The 21230-nt window shown below is 42.7% G+C and carries 12 protein-coding genes, 1 tRNA gene and 1 pseudogene; 8 read left to right on the top strand and 6 right to left on the bottom strand.

Annotated elements, in window-relative coordinates; translation table 11 throughout:
- Window positions 1-57: 57 nt before the first annotated feature.
- Window positions 58-1110, bottom strand: coding sequence for a bifunctional heptose 7-phosphate kinase/heptose 1-phosphate adenyltransferase (locus tag M595_RS20970; protein ID WP_023068454.1), 1053 nt, complete (start codon window positions 1108-1110; stop codon window positions 58-60).
- A 99-nt stretch (window positions 1111-1209) separates the two neighbouring features.
- A pseudogene (locus M595_RS20965) lies at window positions 1210-1783 on the bottom strand (response regulator).
- 146 nt (window positions 1784-1929) lie between these two features.
- Between M595_RS20965 and lipA the strand changes: the two are divergent.
- Together lipA and psaX are read left to right on the top strand one after the other, a co-directional pair.
- Window positions 1930-2871: a lipoyl synthase gene (lipA, locus tag M595_RS20960; protein WP_040484443.1), complete on the top strand. Its 942-nt coding sequence runs from the start codon at window positions 1930-1932 to the stop codon at window positions 2869-2871.
- A gap of 88 nt (window positions 2872-2959) precedes the next feature.
- Window positions 2960-3067 carry a photosystem I protein PsaX gene (gene psaX / locus M595_RS29555; RefSeq protein ID WP_071809966.1) on the top strand — a complete coding sequence of 36 codons (108 nt, stop codon included), beginning with the start codon at window positions 2960-2962 and terminating at the stop codon, window positions 3065-3067.
- Between the two features lie 145 nt (window positions 3068-3212).
- Here the strand turns inward: psaX and M595_RS20955 are convergent, their stop codons facing one another.
- A complete protein-coding gene (locus M595_RS20955) occupies window positions 3213-3596 on the bottom strand; it encodes a hypothetical protein (protein WP_023068435.1) in 384 nt (127 codons plus the stop codon).
- Between the two features lie 214 nt (window positions 3597-3810).
- Here M595_RS20955 and M595_RS20950 point away from each other — a divergent pair, with 214 nt between their 5' ends.
- Complete coding sequence (locus tag M595_RS20950) at window positions 3811-5406, top strand: GUN4 domain-containing protein (RefSeq protein ID WP_023068450.1); 1596 nt, start codon at window positions 3811-3813, stop codon at window positions 5404-5406.
- A 549-nt stretch (window positions 5407-5955) separates the two neighbouring features.
- Window positions 5956-9906, top strand: coding sequence for a transporter substrate-binding protein (locus M595_RS20945; RefSeq protein ID WP_023068441.1), 3951 nt, complete (start codon window positions 5956-5958; stop codon window positions 9904-9906).
- Window positions 9907-10281: 375 nt separating this feature from the next.
- Here the strand turns inward: M595_RS20945 and M595_RS20940 are convergent.
- Window positions 10282-10355 (bottom strand) — tRNA-Val (locus tag M595_RS20940).
- A 254-nt stretch (window positions 10356-10609) separates the two neighbouring features.
- Between M595_RS20940 and M595_RS20935 the strand changes: the two genes are divergently transcribed.
- From M595_RS20935 to M595_RS20920, 4 genes are all read left to right on the top strand, one after another.
- Entirely contained in the window at window positions 10610-11224 is a 615-nt protein-coding gene (locus tag M595_RS20935) for a hypothetical protein (protein WP_023068432.1), read from the top strand.
- Between the two features lie 792 nt (window positions 11225-12016).
- Complete coding sequence (locus M595_RS20930) at window positions 12017-12697, top strand: OB-fold-containig protein (RefSeq protein ID WP_023068444.1); 681 nt, start codon at window positions 12017-12019, stop codon at window positions 12695-12697.
- Window positions 12645-14879, top strand: coding sequence for a flotillin family protein (locus M595_RS20925; protein WP_338041663.1), 2235 nt, complete (start codon window positions 12645-12647; stop codon window positions 14877-14879). Before M595_RS20930 ends, M595_RS20925 begins: the two co-directional genes overlap by 53 nt.
- Window positions 14880-15024: 145 nt before the next feature.
- Window positions 15025-15654 carry a CatB-related O-acetyltransferase gene (locus M595_RS20920; RefSeq protein WP_023068448.1) on the top strand — a complete coding sequence of 210 codons (630 nt, stop codon included), beginning with the start codon at window positions 15025-15027 and terminating at the stop codon, window positions 15652-15654.
- Window positions 15655-15753: 99 nt separating this feature from the next.
- Here M595_RS20920 and M595_RS20915 read toward each other — a convergent pair whose 3' ends face one another.
- A complete protein-coding gene (locus M595_RS20915; RefSeq protein ID WP_023068453.1) occupies window positions 15754-19026 on the bottom strand; it encodes an efflux RND transporter permease subunit in 3273 nt (1090 codons plus the stop codon).
- 167 nt (window positions 19027-19193) lie between these two features.
- A complete protein-coding gene (locus tag M595_RS20910; RefSeq protein ID WP_023068438.1) occupies window positions 19194-20918 on the bottom strand; it encodes an efflux RND transporter periplasmic adaptor subunit in 1725 nt (574 codons plus the stop codon).
- Window positions 20919-21230: the final 312 nt, after the last annotated feature.

Here is a 21230-nt window from a genome sequence, read left to right as displayed (position 1 = left end):
CATCTCCCCATCTCCCCATCTCCCCATCTCCCCACCTCCCCATCTCCCCATCTCCAGTTACAGAGAACTGGCATCTGAAAGTAGCGATCGTAACGTTTCCTTCATTTGTTCAATACTTGTTGTTGCGGTTCCAAACTGACGAACCACCAAACTCGCCGCTAAATTTCCCAGTACCGCCGCTTCCCAAAGCGAAGCACTCCCACACAACCCCAGAGTTAACGCTGAGACGACCGTATCTCCGGCTCCAGTCACATCAAATACATCAGTACGATTAAAAGCCGGAATATGGAATGAACTCGGAGGAGCGTCCTCTGAGTGGGCGGAAAACAAACTCATCCCATCTTCACCCCGAGTAATCAAAATATGATCCGCTTGGGTGAGTTTCAGCAAATCCTTTCCCGCTTGAGCGAGACTACTCTCATCTGTAATCGAGTATCCGACAGCCAGTTCTGCTTCGGGAAGGTTGGGAGTAAACAGACTCGCCCCTGCAAACCGATGTAAATCCTTTTGCGTATCCACCAGCGTCAAACTATGAGACAAAGCCGCTTCAATCGTGACCGGGGTAAGAACCCCATCGCCATAGTCCGAACAAACCACCGCATCAACTGTTTCTAGGGAGTTGCGAATGTAATCTGCCAGTTGTAACTGTAACTCTAGATCCGGTAAGCGATCAGACTTGCGATCAATTCTGACAATTTGCTGAGTCACCGACTGACGGGCATGACCAGAAATGCGAGTTTTCGTAACCGTGGGGCGATCAGGGTCAAGCAACATCCCCTCAGTCTCAATTCCCGCTTGCTCAAAAATGCGCCGCAAAGCCAAACCCTGTTCATCCTTACCGACAAAACCCGCCACCTTAACCGTTGCACCCAATGAAGCCAAATTGTACACCGCATTCGCACCCCCACCGGGAATTTGACGAGTCGCTTCATGGCGGAGAATTAACACCGGCGCCTCACGAGAAAGCCGTTCCACCTGACCCGTGAGAAACTCATCTAGAGTTAAATCTCCCACCACCAAAACTTTCGCTTGAGAAAAATGATCTAAATGCTGTGTCAGTGAGTCGGCGCTCGCACTCAGTTGGGAGAGAAAAGAGACATCTAGAGTCATAATCCGAATCAGGGAATGAACAAAAGCGCGATCGCGCGCAGCCAAAATAACCAAGCACAGGATCAGCAGCCTTGCATTTTAGCAGTTCCTGCCAGTGCTTTAAGATGGCTTTTTCAGTTTGAGAACAAACGCTTTGATTTGAGCCACTTGTTTTTTAAGAGGCGTTCATCTCCGCTTGCATTTTAGCCATACGCTGTTCTAACGCTTTGATTTTCGCCGCATCTGCCGAAGTCGTTGGTGTCTCTGCCTGAGCAGGTGCGGCTTTCGAGGCTGCACTCGGTAGGGGTTCGCGCGTCTTGTTGGCTTTGGTGAAAGCCGACTTGATCGCTTCGATCAGTTGTTTTTTCTCAAACGGCTTTTCGATAAACTCGAAATACTCAAACGGTTCCGGAATTTTTTCCGTGACCTCCTCTTTCCGACCAGACATGAGTACCAGTGGAATTTTCCGCAGTTCGCTGTGAGCTTGAATCTGCTGGAACACATCCCAACCGCTTAACTTGGGTAACAGGAAATCCAACATAATTAAATTCGGATATTCCTGATGAACCAGTTCTAGTCCTTCTTTTCCATCTTTGGCTTCTAATACATCAAAGTTACCTGGAGGGAGCATTTCGCGAACCCGCACACGAATAACTTTGCTATCATCGATAACCAGGATTTTTCGACCTGCCACGACTGACTCCTAGTGATGAGTTAAGTGTTCCTATTTGAGTCTATTGTGACTCATAGGCTTAGAACTCAACCCGAGTTCTTCACATACATTAGATTAATCTGGATTCGTCATAAAGGGCAAAACACAAAAGATTTTTAATTTTGAAGATGTCAACTCCTACTACTCACTCTCCCTCTACACCTGAGTCTGAATCAAATTCCCGACCAGCAACGGTTGCAGCGATGCCGGACTGGTTGCGACGTCCGCTCGGAAAAGCCAGTGAATTGTCTTGGGTCCAACGCATTATCAAACAGCGCAATATTCACACCATCTGCGAGGAAGGTCGTTGCCCCAACCGGGCAGAATGTTATGCCCAGGGTACGGCGACTTTTTTACTCATGGGGCCTGTTTGCACTCGCTCTTGTGCGTTTTGTCAAGTGGATAAGGGTCATGCTCCCATGCCGTTAGACCCCGATGAACCTCAAAAGGTAGCCGAAGCAGTGAAGCTTCTCGGGTTGCGGTATGTGGTGTTGACTTCGGTGGCGCGAGATGATTTAACTGATGGCGGTTCAGAGTGGTTTGTTGCCACGATGGAGGCGATTCGTCAGAATAACCCTCAAACGGAAATTGAAGTCCTGACAGCGGATTTTTGGGGCGGACAGGGTGGCGGTGATCCGAGTGAACTTCAAGCTCAACGGATTGCGACTGTAGTTGCGGCTCAACCTGCTTGTTATAACCATAATGTTGAAACGGTTCGACGTCTACAAGGAACTGTTAGACGGGGTGCAAAGTATGATCGTTCGCTAGATGTGTTGAGAATTGTTAAAAAACTCGATCCCACGATTCCCACAAAGTCTGGATTAATGTTAGGACATGGAGAAACCGAAGCGGAGATTATCGAAACACTTCACGATCTTAGAGAGATTGAATGCGATCGCCTCACACTGGGTCAATATATGCGTCCATCTTTAGCCCATTTACCCGTGCAGAAATATTGGACTCCGGCAGAGTTTGAACGGTTCGGTGCGATCGCTAAAGAAATGGGTTTTTCTCATGTGCGTTCTGGGCCACTTGTTCGCAGTTCTTATCATGCTGGAGAAAGAGACTGATATTGCTAGAGAAAGAGATTGATCCCCATCGGTCTAAAAATGATCTCATCTATGCTTTAATGTAGTCAACGCATTGAGAATTAAGTTTATGAAGAGTGAATCCAAAGCACCTTATCCTTTTCGCACGTTCTGGGCAATTGTGTTGCTCGCGATCAACTTGTTGGTAGCGGCTTACTATTTCCATATCATTGAATAGTTGGAAACGCTGTTAATTTTTGATTTAATCAAGAGAAAATTTGTGCTGCTCCTGATTTGTATTTGAGTTCTCTCAACATTAATCATCGGGCAGCACTTTAACTGTTGAAAATTTCGGATGATAATTTTTTGGGCTGAGACTTGAATTAATTTTGTGAGGTTTCGGTGTCAGATTCGATCTCGTCAACACGCTGCTGAAGTTGTTGAAAATCTTGTTTGAGTTCAATCACGAGGGTGGCTAATCGATCAAACATCGGATCACCCGACATTAAATGCGATCGCGGATCGGGCGGAATGTCTTCAGTCACCGATCCTTCTACGGGGTTGATAGACGGCGAAGATTGAATTCTTAAACTGCTGAGATCCCCTCTCAGTTGAGAAACTTGAGTTTCTAACCGTCGAATCCGAAATGCAAGCTGAGAATTTGTAGAAGCTTGAGCGGATGAAAACAGTTGCCAGACGAGTAGAGCCGATAAAAAAGCAATAATTAAGCGTAGGTTTTTAGGAGAATTAAAAAAGTTATTGATCATTGTTTGGGTTGAGGAACGACAACACAAATGACTTCAGGTTTCGAGAGATTAGTCGTTTGAAGATATGAGACACTATTCAAAATTTTAAAACAATTGATTTAAAATTAAGGGAAGCCCGGTTGAGGGTGAGGCTGATATAAGCTTATTTTGGGTCAAAGACAGAATATTATTGATCAATATTCAAAATTCCAAACCTGTATGGAATCATTCATTTATGAGTTACTGTACTAATCCTCAATGTCTCCATCCGGTTAACCCTGATACCGCAAAATTTTGTCAAAGTTGCGGAAAACCTCTTTTATTGCAAAATCGTTATCGTCCCATTCAACCGTTAGGGGAGGGGGGGTTTGCAAAAACTTACTTGGCGGTGGATGAACACATTCCCTCTAAACCGCCTTGTGCGATCAAACAATTTATGTTTAGCGCGCGCCAGGTTCACCATTATCAAAAAGCAGCCCAACTCTTTCGTCAAGAAGCGGTGCGTTTGGAACAGTTGGGTAAACATCCACAAATTCCGCAACTCTATGCCCATTTTCAGCAGAATAAACAGCTTTTTCTGGTACAGGAGTACATTGCCGGAAAAACGTTAGCACAGGAATTGGAACAAAAGGGAATATTTCACGAAACGCAGATTTGGGAACTACTGCGGGGTTTGCTTCCGGTGTTGAAATATATTCACGATCATCAAATTGTGCATCGCGATATTAAACCTGAGAATATTTTACGGCGTTTTCCTCTGACTTTGGAAGCGGATATTCCCGTGATTGAAACGATAGAATCGATTGTCTCTCGTAATCTCATCTCTAAAGCCAGTTTATCATCGGTTTCTCTAAGTTCACCGCCTGTCCGTCGCCCGGAAAATCAATGGGTTTTAATTGATTTTGGGGTTGCTAAACTCCTCAGTGATACAGTGATTCGGCGAGCGGGGACAGTGGTGGGTTCTCCGGAGTTTATGGCACCCGAACAAACCCGAGGAAAAGCATTTGCGGCGAGTGATTTGTATGGGTTGGGGGCGAGTTGTTTGTATTTGTTGACGGGGGTTTCGCCTTGGCAATTGTATGATGAGGAAAAACAATGCTGGGTCTGGCGAGAGTTGATCACGTCTCAGCACCGAGTCAGTGAACGTCTAGGGACGATTTTGGATCGTTTAGTCGCCCCATCGCTTGAGCAACGTTATGTCAGTGCTGATCAAGTCTTAGAAGCGATGAATCGGCCGAAAATGTCTTCTTCTCCAGTTCTGACTCGGGTGAAGCGGTTGCCGTCTCGCTCTCGACAACTTTCGCCTCTGTCTCGATCTAGCTGGAAATTACCCGATGTTTTGACTCAGTTTTTCTCGGGTTTGAGTCAACCGATTGATGATCTTAATTCTGAGGTTGGGGTTGACTATAGCAAGTTACAGCGTCTTTTAGCAACTCACAACTGGAAAGAAGCCGACCACGAAACCTGGTGGGTGTTGTGTCAGGCTTTGGGTCATCGGAGATCTTGTTATCTTTCTCCCCAAGACTTGAAAAAATTGCCTTGTCAGGATTTGCGAACAATAGATGCGTTGTGGGTGAAATATAGTCAGGGACGGTTTGGTTTTAGTGTACAGACTCGCATTTATGAGGAGGTAGAAGGAGATTATAGTCAATTTTGCGATCGCCTCGGTTGGTTAACTTATAATCCTCATCATCCGGCGATGGGCTTTAGATTTGATCGATCCGCTCCGATTGGTCATTTACCGTCGCGTATGGGGATTGTGGGTTCAGGAAAATGGTGGCAACACGCCCAGATGATGTCTGAGAAAGTTGTTGATTGTGGCATTGTCTGAAAAAGATTAACTTATGTAATCTATTGTTAATGTTTTTGTTAAAAATGGTATTATTGAGAAATTATGAAATTTACAGCGAATGGGTAGTCACGAATACCCGGGTCTGTTATTTATCCATTTTTAACCTAAAAACTGTTCTCTAAATGCTATAAAATGTGGGTACAGTTGTAACGGGTAAAGTCAAATTGGCTTGACTGATAAGGAAGCATTATCAGTCTGCTTCTAGACTATTTTAATCTCAGGGAACTTAATTTTTTGGAATGGCTAAGAGTGAACAATTATATCAGGAGAATACACTCAATTGCATTCTGTTAGGGGTGAAGGGTAAGGCGAGAGAGGTTGCCTTCAATGTCTCTGTAGCCGAAAAGTCGATCGATCTAAAAGGATTTCTAGGATTGAAGCCAGAGTAGACTTGACCAATCTGCACAGCCACCGAGGGGAAATCCGATCATGAAGATTTGCTCAAGATTTGAGATGAATCGGTTCTAGAACAGGGTGCAACCAGAAAGCCCATAACGGGGTTATTGTTCTTTAAACCAATAACAAGCTATGCCAGGTGTACGAGTCGGAATATTGCATTCTCTGAGTGGGACGATGGCAATTAGCGAATCTCCGCTCGTTGATGCTGAATTAATGGCAATTGCTGAAATTAATCAATCTGGAGGCGTCTTAGGTCAGCCCATCGAACCCGTCATCGAAGACGGTGCATCTAATCTGGAAACATTTGCAACCCAAGCTACAAAACTGATTCAACGGGATAATGCTTCTACTCTGTTTGGTTGTTGGACAACAGATGCACGTCAAGCGGTCAAACCCATTGTCGAAGCTTGTAATGCTCAACTGTGGTACCCTGTCCACTATGAAGGCTTAGAAAACTCCCCCAATATTTTTCATACCGGATCTTGTGCCAATCAACAAGTCGAACCCACTGTCAATTGGTTGATGCAAAATCTGGGATCACGGTTTTATCTACTTGGTTCGGATTACGTTTTTCCCCATACTGTCAATAAATTAGTCAAAATTCAACTCAATGGACTCGGGGGAAAGGTTGTCGGCGAAGCCTATGCTCCTCTGGGAAACCAAGACTTTAGCGCGATTATCACTCGCATCCAACAAGCCCAACCCGATGTGATTTTCAGCACCCTAACGGGCGATAGCAATGTTGCTTTTTACCGTCAATTTCAAGCAGCAGGTTTAAGGGCCGAAGACATCCCCATTATGGCAATCTCTGTCTCCGAAACCGAACTGCAAAAAATCGGAGCCGCAGCAGTAGGTCATTTAAGTTGCTGGAGTTATTTTCAAAGTATTGACACTCCAGAAAATCAACAATTTGTCAAAAACTTTAAAGCCAGATACGGCCAAAATCGGGTGACGAGTGATCCCATTGAAGCCGCTTACACCCAAGTTTATCTGTGGAAACAAGCCGTTGAATTGGCAAATTCCTTCGATTGTGGTCGGATTCGAGTCGCGGCTTATGGAGTTAGTTTTCCGGCTCCAGGGGGTATCTACTGCATCAAACCCAATCATCATGTTTCCAAAGTGTGTCGGATTGGTCAAGCCCTCCCTAATGGACAATTTGAAGTGATATACTCTACACCCAATCGAATTAAACCCTTACCCTGGTTAGGATTTGAAGAAGGTCATTTCAATACTTCAGAAATGGTCACACATTTGCTCGCAGAAGTGAGTCATAGTATTGAACGTGCTGAACAACTCGAACAAAAATCTATCGAACTCGAAGCCACTCAAGCTCAACTTAAACAAGAAATTGAAGCCCGGAAACAGTTTGAACAGAAACTCAAACAAATGAACGTTCAACTCGAACAAATTGTCGAAGAACGAACTGCCGCCCTCAAAGAATCAAATGATCGCTTGGTTGAAGAAATTGTTGAACATAAACAAGCCCGTGAAGCCCTACTTTCTGCTAATACTCGTCTACAAGCCGTCTTAGAAGCAGTACCCGGAACTGTGTCTTGGATTCAGTCAGATTTGCGCTACATCGAGGTGAACCAAAAACTCGCCGATATGTTTAATATGCCTCGGGAAAAATTTTCAGGTCAGCATATTGGATTCTTGGGGTCTAGTTCTGATTTTAATGATTTTGTTCAACAATTATTTGCGAGTCCTGAACTTGAAATGTCTCGGGAAGTGATGACAAATGTGGGTGAAGAACCCTGTTATTATTTGGTGGTCGCGCGTAAATATGATGATAACAAAGCGGCGTTTGTGGTCGGTCTTGATATTACTGAACGCCGAAAAACTGAAGAAGCGTTAAAAAGAGCAAATGTCCGTTTACAAACTGTATTAGAAGCCGTTCCGGGTACTGCTTCCTGGGTGAGTTCGGATTTATGTTATATCGAAGTTAATCAAAATCTTGCTGATATTCATAGCCGACCTCGTGAAGATTTTGCCAATCAACCGATTGGATTTTTAGGAGGGGGTTCACAATTTAATCAGTTTGTTCAGGAGTTATTTAGCAAGCCGGAAATTAATGCCTATCGGGAAATTTGTGCAAAAGTACAAGATAAAAGGCGACATTATATTATTGTTGCTCAAAAATATAATCAAAGTCAAGAGGCTTTTATTATTGGAATTGATATTAGCGATCAAAGACGAGCAGAAGCAGCGTTAGAAAATACTCGAGATCAGTTACAAGCGGTTTTGGATGTTGTACCCGGAACCGTGTCTTGGATTAATTCGGATTTGCATTATTTGGGGGTGAATCGTTATCTGGCGGATACATTTGAATTGAAGCCTGAAGATTTTTTAAATAAGCATATTGGGTTTTTAGATGTTAGTCCTCAATTTAATCAGTTTGTGCGAGATTTCTTTGCCACTTCGGCACTCGATGCTCAACGAGAAGTGATCTCAATTGTTAAAGAAGAACGGCGAAATTATTTGATTGTTGCTCATAAATATCACCACGAACAAGCGGCGTTTTTTGTCGGGATTGATATTACAGCCCGGAAACAAGCAGAAGCAAATTATCGCAGTATTTTTGAAAATGCAGTTGAAGGGATTTTTCAAACTTCACCAGAAGGGCGTTTTATTAGTGTAAACCCCGCTTTAGCACAGATTTATGGGTTTGCATCTCCCGAAGATTTAATTGAGAATTTGACTCATGTCGGAAATCAATTGTATGTGGATGCTGGGCGCCGTCAGGAGTTTGTTCGCTTGATCAAAGAACAGGGGGCGGTTGTTAATTTTGAGTCGCAAATTTGCCGGGTGGATGGTCAGTTGCGTTGGATTTCTGAAAACGCCACCGCAGTCTATGATAATGCCGGGAAACTGTTGTATTATGAGGGAACAGTTGTTGATATTACTGAACGCAAACACGCTGAAGATGCGCTTCAACAGGCGATGGATGCTTTAGAATATCGGGTAGAAGAACGCACGGCTGAACTGGTACGAGAAATTGGGGAACGGCGACGGATTGAAGGGGCTTTGCGATCGTCGGAAGCGGAACTCAGAGCTTTGTTTGCTGCGATGACGGATGTGATTACGGTGTTTGATGCTCAAGGGAATTATAAAAAGATTGTCACCACGAATGCGGAAGTTTTGTATAGTCCCACACCGGATCGTTTAGGAAAAAGTGTCTTTGAAGTGTTTCCGCCCGCCCAAGCGAGAATGTTTTATAGTCATATTCAAAAAGTCTTAGAAACGGGAAAGACACTCAATGTTGAATATAGTTTACCCGTTGAACAATCAGAATCGGGTTTAGTTCCAAGTTCTAATTCTCCTCTGAACCCAGAAATAACAGAATTAGTGTGGTTTGCGGCGACAGTTTCTCCTATGCCAAATAACTGTGTAATTTGGGTCGCGCGTAATACGACTGAACGGCGACGGGTACTTGATGCGTTGCGAATTGAACAGCAAAAATCAGAGCGTTTGTTACAAAATATTTTACCGCGATCTATTGCTGAACGTCTCAAACAAGCTCCCCATTCGATAGCTGAACGGTTTGATCATGCAACAATTATGTTTGCAGATATTGTTGATTTTACCGGATTTTCATCTCAAATTGCACCCACTGAATTAGTAGATTTACTTAATGAGATTTTCTCAGCATTTGATGCGTTAGCACAAAAACATGATTTGGAAAAAATTAAAACCATTGGAGATTCTTACATGGTTGTCGGAGGTTTACCCACGCCAAAAGATGACCATGTTAAAGCAATTGCTGAAATGGCTTTGGATATGCAGCGGGAAATTCAACGCTTTCAACGCCATGATGGTCTACCGTTTCGTCTGCGAATTGGGATTAATACTGGGCCAGTTGTGGCGGGTGTGATTGGGACTCGTAAGTTTATTTATGATTTGTGGGGAGATGCGGTTAATGTGGCCTCACGCATGGAGTCTCACGGGGAAGCTGAGAAAATTCAAGTCACAAAAGCAACTTACGACTTGTTGAAAGATCAGTATCTTTTTGAAGAACGAGGAATCATTGACGTCAAAGGGATAGGTCGAATGGCGACCTACTGGCTACAAGGGAGAAAGTAGCTGATGGGATGTCTTTTTTGCGCCGCTCTAAAAAACTTAGGGAATTGCGTAGAAATAGAATCCCAGCCACACAATTGTGGTTCTTCGGTACTTGTTATGCTAAATTATCACTTAAGAGCCAAAATAATAAGGTTATGATCTTAAAACTGCCGAAATTTCGCTCTCCCCGCAAAGAAGTTGGTAAAACAATAGTAGAACCAAGCGAGAATAGTAAACAGTGAACGAAGTGAACTGAAGGGTACTCTTGACTATTAGAGCGGTTCTGGTAGGTTCTCAAAAGCAGCTAAGGGGCAAGGTAACAATGGAATAGTTAACGATACAAGCACGGTACAGGTTAACAGCTAGAATCTAGACAACTCAATCCCCTGAAAGCTATGGACACAACAGGATTCGAACCTGTGACCTCTACGATGTCAACGTAGCGCTCTAACCAACTGAGCTATGCGTCCGAACGAATTATTACTATAACATAGACCTTTTTATCTGTGCAAGCTATCAAGTGTATTTTTCCGAGATGTTCGTGGAAAAGCTGATTTGAGGGAACTGAGTTGAGAATTTATTCACTGCAAATGGCTCAACTCTGACGCTAAGAGGGTAAACTTGGATGGAAGGATATTTAAAGACTGAAGTGGCGTAGAATGTTTAAAAATATGAACAATCGCCACTGAGCTACTCTACCATGATGTAATCTGAGGAAAATAGGATGGCTAAACAACGAAGTCTAGGGGATATGGTCAAACAGGAAGCTCAAAAATTCAGCGACTCAGATGTTCAAACCGTAGAAGCAGAAGTTGTTAATTCTGCTGAGGTTCCCGAACAAGAAGATCCTGAAAAATCATCGACATCTGAAGCAACTGATACTCCTACTATGCCACGTAAGAATCCTACTAAAGCAGATCTCGAAGTTAAAATCACTGAATTAACCTCCCAAATTACTGAATTAACATCAAGCTTAGAAACCTCTCGGGAAAACGAACGTACTATCCAAGAGAAGGTGTTACATTTACAATCTGAAGTTGAGGAAAAAAGTCAGTTTATTGCTCAACTTAAAGAAGAACTTAAAGAGAATGATGTTAAAGAGGAACTTGAGAAGGCTCAAAAAGCAGCATTTCAATTATCAGAAACCAATTCTCAACTGATAGAAGAAATGGAAAAACTCAAAAAAGAAAACCAAGAACTCAAAGGAAAAAAAGAGCAGAAGGTTAAACCGGATAAAAAAGCACACTTACCTCAGTTAATTCATCGTCCCGAACACGTTCAAAATCAACCCAAAACTTCTTCTAGTGATGACTTTTCTCAAAGTACCTGGCTGCTTTGATTTTTTAGCTAACCGCAGTACGCCGACTTGTTAATCTTTAAACTCTAGTTTTCTAGAATAAATATGAATCAATAGCTGTTTCTGCTGTTTTCAAGTGACAAATAGTTACTATACTGATGCCGAAAAGAGATCTAATTCGGTAACATATTAATGTTTTTTAATTTGATCAGGTTAACTGCAATACAGAAACGAAATTGAAAGGAGATTGCGGGTTCATTATAGTGAAAAAAGTGTGAGCAGAAAGCTATCCCCCAAATCATCATTAATTCAATTGAAAATCAATCTCAAATCATTACAAAATTTAAAATTACTAGACAATATACAATCAACTCCCTAAATATACAAACCAGAAGAGCAGTTAAGATCAGGAATAATTCTTCACAGAATATAAGCTATAATGTCGTTAACCAGAGGTGAGATGAGTCGGAAACTGCGATCGCCTCAACTCTGATCTCAATTACCTTAGCAATAGGGGGTGAAAGCGTTGCAGCCGAAACGATGTGAGACGGCGTGGCGAGGATTTGATGATGAGAGTGTGAAGTTTTAGACGTAATCGCATTTGACTCCAATCACCAAATCTTGCCCAGATCTGTAATTCAATCTCAAAGATTAACTCTCCATTTTTGCCAAAAATTTAACAATAATTCATCTAATAGAGTATCCCATAACCGTTTCTGAAACGGGTGTAATCGAGATCAAGAATTATTCTCACCGTTTATTGCATAACTTCTCACTGAACTAGAGATACATATTAGTAGAGACAAACCACTCATCTGACCTCACTCCATACTTATGCTATTTGATCTGGCGAACCTCCCCTACTGGATTTTCTTAGGAATGGGTATTTTACTATTCCTACTGGTAATTTTGGGGGGCGCAGGTGATGAAGAAGTCGATTTAGACCCAGATGTTGACGTTGATGTAGATGGGGACTTTGATGCAGACATCGATGCTTCCGGTGACTTCAGTCCACTCAAACTGTTGGGATGGTTGGGGTTTGGTCAAGTCCCGTTACTGTTATTACTGGCGACAGATTTCAGCCTGGTGGGACTATTGGGCTGGATGTTTAACGTCATTGTCGGTGAACTGACCGGAAGCCTTCCCGGTGCGGGGTTGAGTGGTGTGATCTCTATCACTGCCATTGCGGTAGGTTTGTATGTCGGTAGCACAATTGCCCGGCCCATCGGTCAACTGTTTGCATCGTTTGGGGAAGATACCCGTGGCGAGCGCTTAATTGGTCGTCTGGGAATTGTAACTTCTGTCAATATTCCCCAACAAAAAATCGGTCAGGTGGATGTTCTCGATGCAGATAGTAACCGGGTGACGATTACCGCCACTCTACCTGAATGGGCAACAGTAATTCCCTTGCGTGGAGAAGAAGTTCTCGTCATTGGTCGTCAACCTCAAGCTTATCTGGTGATTGCCAACAAGAGTCCCGACAGTCAGCAATGGCTATCAGATTCATCTCATTAACAATATTAATTTAATTGGAGTTCCTGCAATGTTATTTTGGCTAACTTTCTTACAATCATTACCGACGATTGAAATCCAAAAAACTGACTTGATCACCTCTAATATCGAAACCACTCCAGCTTATCTTCAGGCTCAAATTTCACCCTTAACACCACGAACAAATCAACCGATCATCGGACAACTCGGAGGTAGCCTCACTCTCTTTGCTGGATTTTTTACTGGAATTGTTGTCTTAATGATTTTGGCAACCGTTGCCTATTCTCGCCTCTATAAAGTCACTCCCGCAAACGAAGCCTTTGTCAAAACTGGAGGTGTTCTCCGCAAACGAAGAACTGTGATTAAACATGGGGGATCTTTAGTATTACCTGTATTTGATCGCCTCACTCGTGTTCCTCTCAAAGAAATTTCTATTGATGTCGAACGGACTGGAAAACTCGCTGTTCGGACTCAAGACTATTTACGTGCGGATATGCGAGTCACCTTTTTTGTTTGTATTAATGCCATTGATGAAGATATCAAAACGGCTACTGAACGTCTGTCGCAAAATGGTCAAATCACAACTGATGATATTAAAAACGCCATTGAAAAACGGGCAGATGATGCGATTCGAGCGGCAGCAAAAAGCAAAACACTAGCCTATCTTGACTCCGATAAGTTAGGCTTTGCTCAAGAGGTACTGAACTTAATTGAACCTGATCTTAAAAAAATTGGTTTAACCCTCAATAATATTGCGATTTCTGAAATCGAAGAAAGCGACACCTATGATACTAATAACTTCTTTGATGCCCAAGGGGTAAAACTGCGGACTGAAACCATTCAAAAATCAATTAAGCAAAAAGAAGAAGTCGAACTTACAACTGAACGAGAACGACGAGAATTTGCGCTGACGACTCAAGTGGAAATCGATCAGAAAAAACTTGTGGCTCGCAAACAGTCGTTGGAAATTGAAAAAGACAAAGAAAGTGCAGAATTGGCACAACAGCTAGAAGTTGAAACGTTGAGGGCGCAACAAACCCGGGAAATTCAAGAGGCAAAAGATAAAGAAGCGGCGAACCAAGAGCGTCATCAAATCCTACAAGCCAAAGCCGTTGAAGAAGAAGAAATCAGAAAAAAATTAGCCGTTCAGCAAAGTCAAATTATTGCCGATATTACTCTAGAAGAACAACAGAAAAAACTCAAAGTTGCTCAAGCTTTGCAGAAACAAGAAGCAGAAATGGCGGAAATTCAACGACAGAAAACGATTGACTCCAACCGTTTCTCTGCCCAAGTCGAAGTCGAAGAACAAGAGAAAAAACTCAAAGTTGCTCAAGCTTTGCAAAAACAAGAAGCAGAAATGGCGGAAATTCAACGACAGAAAACGATTGAGTCTAACCGTCTGACTGCCCAAGTTGAAGTTGCTGAAGCTGAACGTTTATCTCAACTTGCCAAACAAGAAGCGGCGATTGCCATTGCAGCAAAAGAACAGGAACGCTTAATTGCTGAAGCTGAACGGGCTAAAGCAGAATCCGGGGTAACAACCGCAACGGAAATTGAGAAAGCCGAACGTCAACAGCGCTTGTCTGTGATTATCGCCCAACAAGAAGCAGAACGGCAACGGATCACCGAACAAAATGTGGTAGAAATTGATGTATTTCGTCGCAAACGACAAGCAGAAATTGCCCGTCAAGCGGCAGATTTGGAAGCGGAATCGATTCGTACTCTCGCCGACGCTAATCGCGATAAAGATTTAGCAGAAGCAGATGGACTCGAAGCCAAAGTCAAGGCGGAAAATGCCATCAGCGATGCTAACCGTATCGCTCAAGTGATTAGTGAACTTGGCCCTCAAATGATTGATAATCTACCAGAAATTATGACGGCATTAGCCCCACAACCGGGAGTTTTAGGTGATGCTAAAATCTATGCGTTTCCGGGGGCAAATGGTAATAGTAGCACGCAAGAGATTAGCAAATTGATGATGTCTACCAGTGGGATGACGTTGGTGAATTCTTTGTTGGAAGACGGGAAGTTGGTTTCGCTACTGGCGGGCTTAACTCAATTGATGCGGGGTTCGGGCGGTACATTACCCCAGGAGTTAGAACAGTTTACAGAATCAGTTGTTTCAAAGGAGTCAGAACCCACGAAAAATAAGACAAACAACACTCAAAAATCCGATAATTCTGTTAGTCCTCCCTCAGTCGGGTAGGTTTGTGATCTTCTAATTCAATCAAAATTCCCATCGGCACCAAAATTCAGACTACTTTTGATTATTGTGATTAGCTTGATGGGAATTTTCAGAACCAATTGTTGGTAATCTAAAGGTTAGTTGCTCAATTTCTACGAATTAATCAATGAATAATGGCCCTTCTCCCAATCAACAATATCCACTTCCAAATCAAACTCGCCTCGTTTATTTAAAGAATATCATCAAAAATCCTAACATTATTGTTGGCGATTATACCTATTATGATGATTTTGAGAATCCTGAAAATTTTGAACGCAACGTTCTTTATCACTTTGATTTTGGAGGAGATCAACTAATTATTGGTAAATTTTGTTCTATCGCTTCTGATGTCAAATTTATTATGAATGGTGGAAATCACCGCACAGATTGGTTTACAAATTATCCCTTTCCAGTTTTTGGGTTGGGTTGGGAAGTCGCAATGCCAGAGTCTTGGCCGAATAAAGGTGATACAATCATTAGTAATGATGTTTGGATTGGTTATGGTGCAACAATTATGCCGGGTATTCATGTGGGGGATGGTGCGATTATTGCCAGTCAATCTGTTGTTACTCGCTCTGTTGAACCTTATACAGTGGTTGGGGGAAATCCGGCTCAAGAAATTCGCAAACGGTTTGAAAAATCAATTATTCAAGAATTATTAGAAATTTGCTGGTGGGATTGGGAAATTGATAAAATAACCCGTAATCTGAAAGCGATTTGTGGTTCAGATATTGATGCGTTGCGGAAAGCAACATAATTTATAGCAATATTTTAGTCATCAAAAGAGAACTTAATGTTTAACTGAGAAGCCAGATTTTTGGGGAAACCCGGCTTCTATGATTCGCAGTCTTAAGCCTTAATTATTCTGGTTGGATAGTTCTGAATCCTTTGTTTGCTTCTGATTAGATGAGCCATTTTTACCATTTCCATTCTGATGATGACCATTGCCATTACCATTACCATTACCATTACCATTACCATTCAATTCCTGAAAATGTCCGTTGGTTTCTGGGACTGGATGTAAATCTTTTTCAGGCGATGATTTCCCAAAAAACTTGAGTTGTAACGTTTGAGCAATTACATAAAAGACTGGCACAATATACAAACTCAAAATGGTAGAAATCAGCATTCCACCTAATACACACAAGCCAATAGAAACCCGACTCGCTGCACCTGCACCTGTCGCTAAAGCCAGAGGAAGGACACCAAAAATTGTCGAAAAAGCGGTCATTAAAATAGGTCGAAATCGAACTTCTCCGGCTTCTAAAGCGGCTTCTGTAATCGATAATCCTTGGAGTCGTAATTGGTTCGCAAACTCAACAATCAAAATCGAGTTTTTCGTCGCCAAACCAATCAGCATAATTAACCCAATCCGGCTGTAAATATTTAACTCCAATTCAGCTATCCACAACGCCGCAAAAGCACCCAAAAGCGACAACGGAACAGCCAACAAAATAATCAACGGATCAACATAACTTTCAAATTGTGCGGCTAAAGTCAGGAAAATAAACGCCATTGCTAAACCAAAAATTAACAGCGTCGCATCACCCGCATCTCGAAACTCTCGCGACTCACCCGATAAATCAGTTCGCATTCCTTCAGGTAACACTTCATCTGCTAAGTCTTCTAAAGCCGTAATTGCATCCCCTAAACTCACACCTGCGGCTGGACTTCCTTCAATTTCTGCTGCACGAAAGCGGTTAAAGTGATTGATTTGCGGAGGCGTTGTTGAGGTTTTCACTGTGACCAAACTACTCAAAGGAATCATTTGTCCCTGTTCAGTTCTCACATATAATTCTTGAATATCATCTGGCGTTGAACGATATTCTTTTTCACCCCGAACCATCACTTCATAACGCTGATTTCCCTGGTTAAAATTGGTAATATCTTCACCCCCCAACATAATTTGTAGCGTGCGGGCAATATCCTGAACTGACACCCCTAAATTACCCGCTAAAGCGCGATCAACTTCTAAGATTAACTCCGGTTTATTAATCTTTAAATCCGTATCAACGTTGACCACTTCGGGTAAGGCTTGCGCTCGTTTTGTAAACTCATCAGACACCGCAGCCAGTTCTTCTAAATCTGTTCCTTGAATGACAAATTTAATCGGTTGACCCCGACCCGCCCCCGGTAACGAACTGGGGTTAATGGCAAATACCATTGCATCAGTAATTTGGGAAAACTTGCCAATTAATCGCTTGACAATTTCTTGCTGAGATTGACCGGGTTCCGTGCGTTCTGACCAGGGAATTAAACGAGTAAAAGCAAATCCTCGGTTTCCTTGAGATGCACCTCGACCAAATCCAGATAACGTGAAATAAGCCCTCATTTCCGGAACGTCGGCGAGGATTTCTTCGACTTGTTGAACCACATTATTTGTATATTCTACACTCGCACCTTGAGGAGCATTAATCGGAATAAAAACTCGTCCTCGATCTTCAGTCGGTAAAAAGCCTTGAGGGATTTGTACAAAGAGCCATGCAGTTAAGGCTAAAGACATCAAAAATACTAATAATACAACGGGTTTAAGCTGCATTACTAGCTTTAAAGAACTACTATAAGTTGCTTGAATCAGATCAATTCCCCATTCCAAAAAATCGAGAGGAACAGACAATATTTTCATCAAAACATTGCGTTTTTCGGTGCTTTTCGGTTTAAGAATTCGAGCCGAAACCGCAGGGGCTAAAGTTAACGCTACGAAAGAAGAAACAATCACTGAACCTGCTAAGGTAATCGAAAATTCATTAAATATTCTTCCCGTTGTTCCTCCCGAAAATCCCACCGGAACAAACACCGCGACTAACACCACCGTTGTTGCAATGACCGCAAATACAACCTCTCCCACAGCTTCTAAAGCCGCAGGGAGGGGTTTCATGCCTTTTTCATCGATATAGCGAACAATATTTTCTAAAACAACAATCGTGTCATCAACCACTAAACCCGTCGCCAAAGTAAGGGCAAATAGAGTTAATGTATTAATCGAAAAGCCCAGCACAAACATGACGGCTAACGCCCCAATTAAAGAGACGGGAATCGTAATGGTGGGAATCAAAGTCGCTCGCCAATTTCGTAAGAACACAAAGATCACGAGGACAACTAAAGCAATAGATAATAATAAACTATGCCAAACTTCATCAATGGCAATTTCCACAAATTCTGAGTAGTCAACCGCAATGGTATAACTCATTCCTTCGGGAAAAATTTTGGCAAGTTCAGCCATCTGTGCTTTAACACCATTCGCCACTTCTAACAGGTTTGAACCCGAAAGTTTACTCACCCCGAGAGAAACCGCAGGTAAGCCTCGAAATCGAGCAATGGTGCGATCATCTTGGGCGCCGATTTCCGCTCGTCCAATATCTCTTAAACGGATTTGAGAACCATCGGCGTTGTTTTTAATAATCAGGTCTTTGTATTCTTCGGGTTGTTGTAAACGTCCTAAAGTTCTGACTGGATATTCAGTCATTTCTCCTTCAATACGACCACTCGGAATCTCTACATTTTGTCGTCTTAATGCCTGTTCAACATCTAATGCGGTGATATTTCGAGCCGCCATTTTTTGCGAATCTAGCCACAGTCGCATCGCATAACGACGTTCTCCCCCGATAATAATACTCCCGACTCCATCGACGGTTTCTAGAGCATTTTTAATGAACAAATCTGCGTAATTACTTAGTTCTAGGGTGGTGAAATTTTCCCCATAAATCGCAATCCACATAATTTGTTCATCGTCGCTGCTTTCTTTAGAAACAACGGGGGGATCAATATCATCGGGAAGTCTCCCAACCACTTGTGAAACCCGGTTACGAACGTCTTGAGTTGCAGCTTCTAAATCTCGTTCTAGGTTGAATTGAACTCGAATGGTACTGACGCCTTCCCGCGTTGATGAACTCAGGGTTTTAATCCCATCGACACTATTAACTTCAGCTTCAATAATTTCTGTAACTTCTGTTTCTACAACCTCTGGATTTGCACCGGGATAAGTGGTGCGAATGGTGACAAGGGGCGGGTCAATACTGGGAAATTCTTGAACGGGAAGCCGACTAAAACTGATTAATCCAATTAAGATAATGAGTAGGGAACAAACGGAAGCAAAAACGGGTCTTTTGATAAAGAAATGGGTGAACATGATGAGTGAAGACGATTGAATATTTTAGTATTGAGATATTGAGAGGTGTTGCCCCATTCTCAGACCTAGAATTTGAAGTCATATCTTCTAGGTTTTTTGTAAATCAAACCCTAATTTTATCAAATTTTATGTTTCAGATTCAGCAGTGATTTTTTGAATAGATTACTTTATTCAACGACTTTAATCGCCGCCCCATCAGATAATTTTTGAGTCCCAGATACAATTAATTTTTGTCCTGGTCTTAATCCTGACAACACTTCTGCATTATCCCCTTGAACTAAACCCAATTCTACCTGTTGTTTTTTGGCTGTTAATGTCTCGACCCCTTCACTAATATAAACAAAGCGTTTATCCCCTTGAAAAGTAATCGCATTAACAGGCACAATCACTGTACCTGACCGTTCATTCCAAATGACCGTTGAACGGACAAACTGATTATCTCGTAAACGACCTTCCGGATTGTCAAATGTCGCCTTAGCTAGCAAACTTTGAGAGTTTTGATTAACGGTTGGTGAGATAAAACTAATTTTTCCGGTGGCGAGAAATTCACCTTGAGGATCACTAATTTTTACAGGTAATCCGATTTTTAAATCCGCTTTTTGCTCAATTGGAATCGGTAAACGTAAATCTAAGCGTCGATTTTCGGTTAAGGTTGTAATCGCATCACCCTGAGAGAGAAAATCACCAATCTTACCCGAAACATCTCCAATAATTCCCGTAAACGGAGCCACAATTGCCGTTTCTTCGAGTTGGACTTCTAAACCACTCACCTCAGCAATTGCTTCTGCAACTTCGGCTTCGGCTTGAGCAATTTCTTCAGGACGAGTTCCATTTAATAATTGATTCAATTCACTTTTGACTTCAGCAACTTCGGCCTCAACGAGAGCAATTTCTTCCGGACGCGCCCCATTTTCCAATTGTCGCAACGCTTGACGTTCTTCTTCAACCGTTGATTGGAGTTGCTCAATTTGAGTTCTTTGACTTTGTTGGAGTTGTTGTAAACGTCTTTGAGATTCCTCGACAGTAGCACTCAATCGCCGTTCATTTTGGCGAAATTCTTCCAGTTCATCTTGAGAAACTGCACCCTGTTCTCGCAACTGATTATAACGATTCGTTCGTTCCCTTGCGAGTTCTAAATCAGCTTGATTGGCTTCAATTCTGGATCGCGCTTGAGCAATTTCGTCTTCAAGACTTCCCGATCGAGCATCTGCTAAACGGGCTTCAGCTTGGTTTAATCTGGCTCTGGCTTGAGCCACTTCTTCAGATCGAGTTCCCGCTTTCAATTCATTTAGACGAGCTTGGGCTTGATTTAAGCGGGCTTCGGCTTGATCAATTTCTTCGGGACGAGTTCCCGCCTTCAGTTGATCCAGATTCGCCTGAGCGCGAGTCACATTGGCCTGGGCGCGTCGGAGTTCAGCTTCGATATTATCACTTTTCAACCGCGCGATCGCTTGTCCCTCTGTGACTGTATCCCCCGAATCGACAAAGATCCGAGTGATCCGTCCTTCGGTTTCGGAGCGAATATCGACTGAACGTATCGCTTCTAACGTCCCCACAAACTCCGATTTTTCTTGTAAGGTGGTTCCCTCGACAGTTGCTAGTTTGACGGGAACCGTTCGCGATCTAGAGGCTTCTTGACTGGCGGCTTGGGGTTTGTTGGCTTGTTGATTTTCCCACCATTTCCCCCCGACGAACCCGGAACCCAAAGCCATCGCGATCACAATTAGCACTTGTAACCATTTGAGCCCTTGTTTGACGGGTTGAGGTTGAGGTTGAGAGGGTGTAGAAGACACTTGAGGTTGATCGACTGCATCATCCAGCATTGGGTTAAACGCAGTCGATGAATCTTGTGCTTCTTTTTCTGTAGATTTGGACAATGGAGCGTTTGACATAGATTTACTCAATCAGTCATCATGAATTTAGACGGGCTTCGTCTTTACAAAGTTTAATAAATTTTTAGAAATTTGCTCATCTTTCCGGAGCATGAGATGAGAAGTTCGTTAGAAGGCACAAGGCACAAGGCAGCAGTCAGAAGTGATAACGGGTAACTGTTCGCTCTTTCCCCAACTCCCGACCTCCCGACCTCTCCTGAAAGTGGGTGTTGGGTTCAAAACCACTCAATTGATAAAAACTTGACAAGAAAGCGTGAATGACTGTTCAACTCACTTTTTAAGACGGTTTGAGTTTTTGTACTGTTAGCGATC

The organism is Lyngbya aestuarii BL J (assembly GCF_000478195.2).
Lineage (GTDB): Bacteria > Cyanobacteriota > Cyanobacteriia > Cyanobacteriales > Microcoleaceae > Capilliphycus > Capilliphycus aestuarii.
The sequence above is the reverse complement of the archived record's forward strand: the minus strand, read 5'-3'. Positions and strand labels throughout refer to the sequence as shown.

Excerpts from the sequence above, each read along its gene's own strand:
- M595_RS20970 (WP_023068454.1), bottom strand. The coding sequence starts at position 1,110 with ATGACTCTAGATGTCTCTTTTCTCTCCCAACTGAGTGCGAGCGCCGAC.
- lipA (WP_040484443.1), top strand. The coding sequence starts at position 1,930 with ATGTCAACTCCTACTACTCACTCTCCCTCTACACCTGAGTCTGAATCA.
- psaX (WP_071809966.1), top strand. The coding sequence starts at position 2,960 with ATGAAGAGTGAATCCAAAGCACCTTATCCTTTTCGCACGTTCTGGGCA.
- M595_RS20955 (WP_023068435.1), bottom strand. The coding sequence starts at position 3,596 with ATGATCAATAACTTTTTTAATTCTCCTAAAAACCTACGCTTAATTATT.
- M595_RS20950 (WP_023068450.1), top strand. The coding sequence starts at position 3,811 with ATGAGTTACTGTACTAATCCTCAATGTCTCCATCCGGTTAACCCTGAT.
- M595_RS20945 (WP_023068441.1), top strand. The coding sequence starts at position 5,956 with ATGCCAGGTGTACGAGTCGGAATATTGCATTCTCTGAGTGGGACGATG.
- M595_RS20935 (WP_023068432.1), top strand. The coding sequence starts at position 10,610 with ATGGCTAAACAACGAAGTCTAGGGGATATGGTCAAACAGGAAGCTCAA.
- M595_RS20930 (WP_023068444.1), top strand. The coding sequence starts at position 12,017 with ATGCTATTTGATCTGGCGAACCTCCCCTACTGGATTTTCTTAGGAATG.
- M595_RS20920 (WP_023068448.1), top strand. The coding sequence starts at position 15,025 with ATGAATAATGGCCCTTCTCCCAATCAACAATATCCACTTCCAAATCAA.
- M595_RS20915 (WP_023068453.1), bottom strand. The coding sequence starts at position 19,026 with ATGTTCACCCATTTCTTTATCAAAAGACCCGTTTTTGCTTCCGTTTGT.
- M595_RS20910 (WP_023068438.1), bottom strand. The coding sequence starts at position 20,918 with ATGTCAAACGCTCCATTGTCCAAATCTACAGAAAAAGAAGCACAAGAT.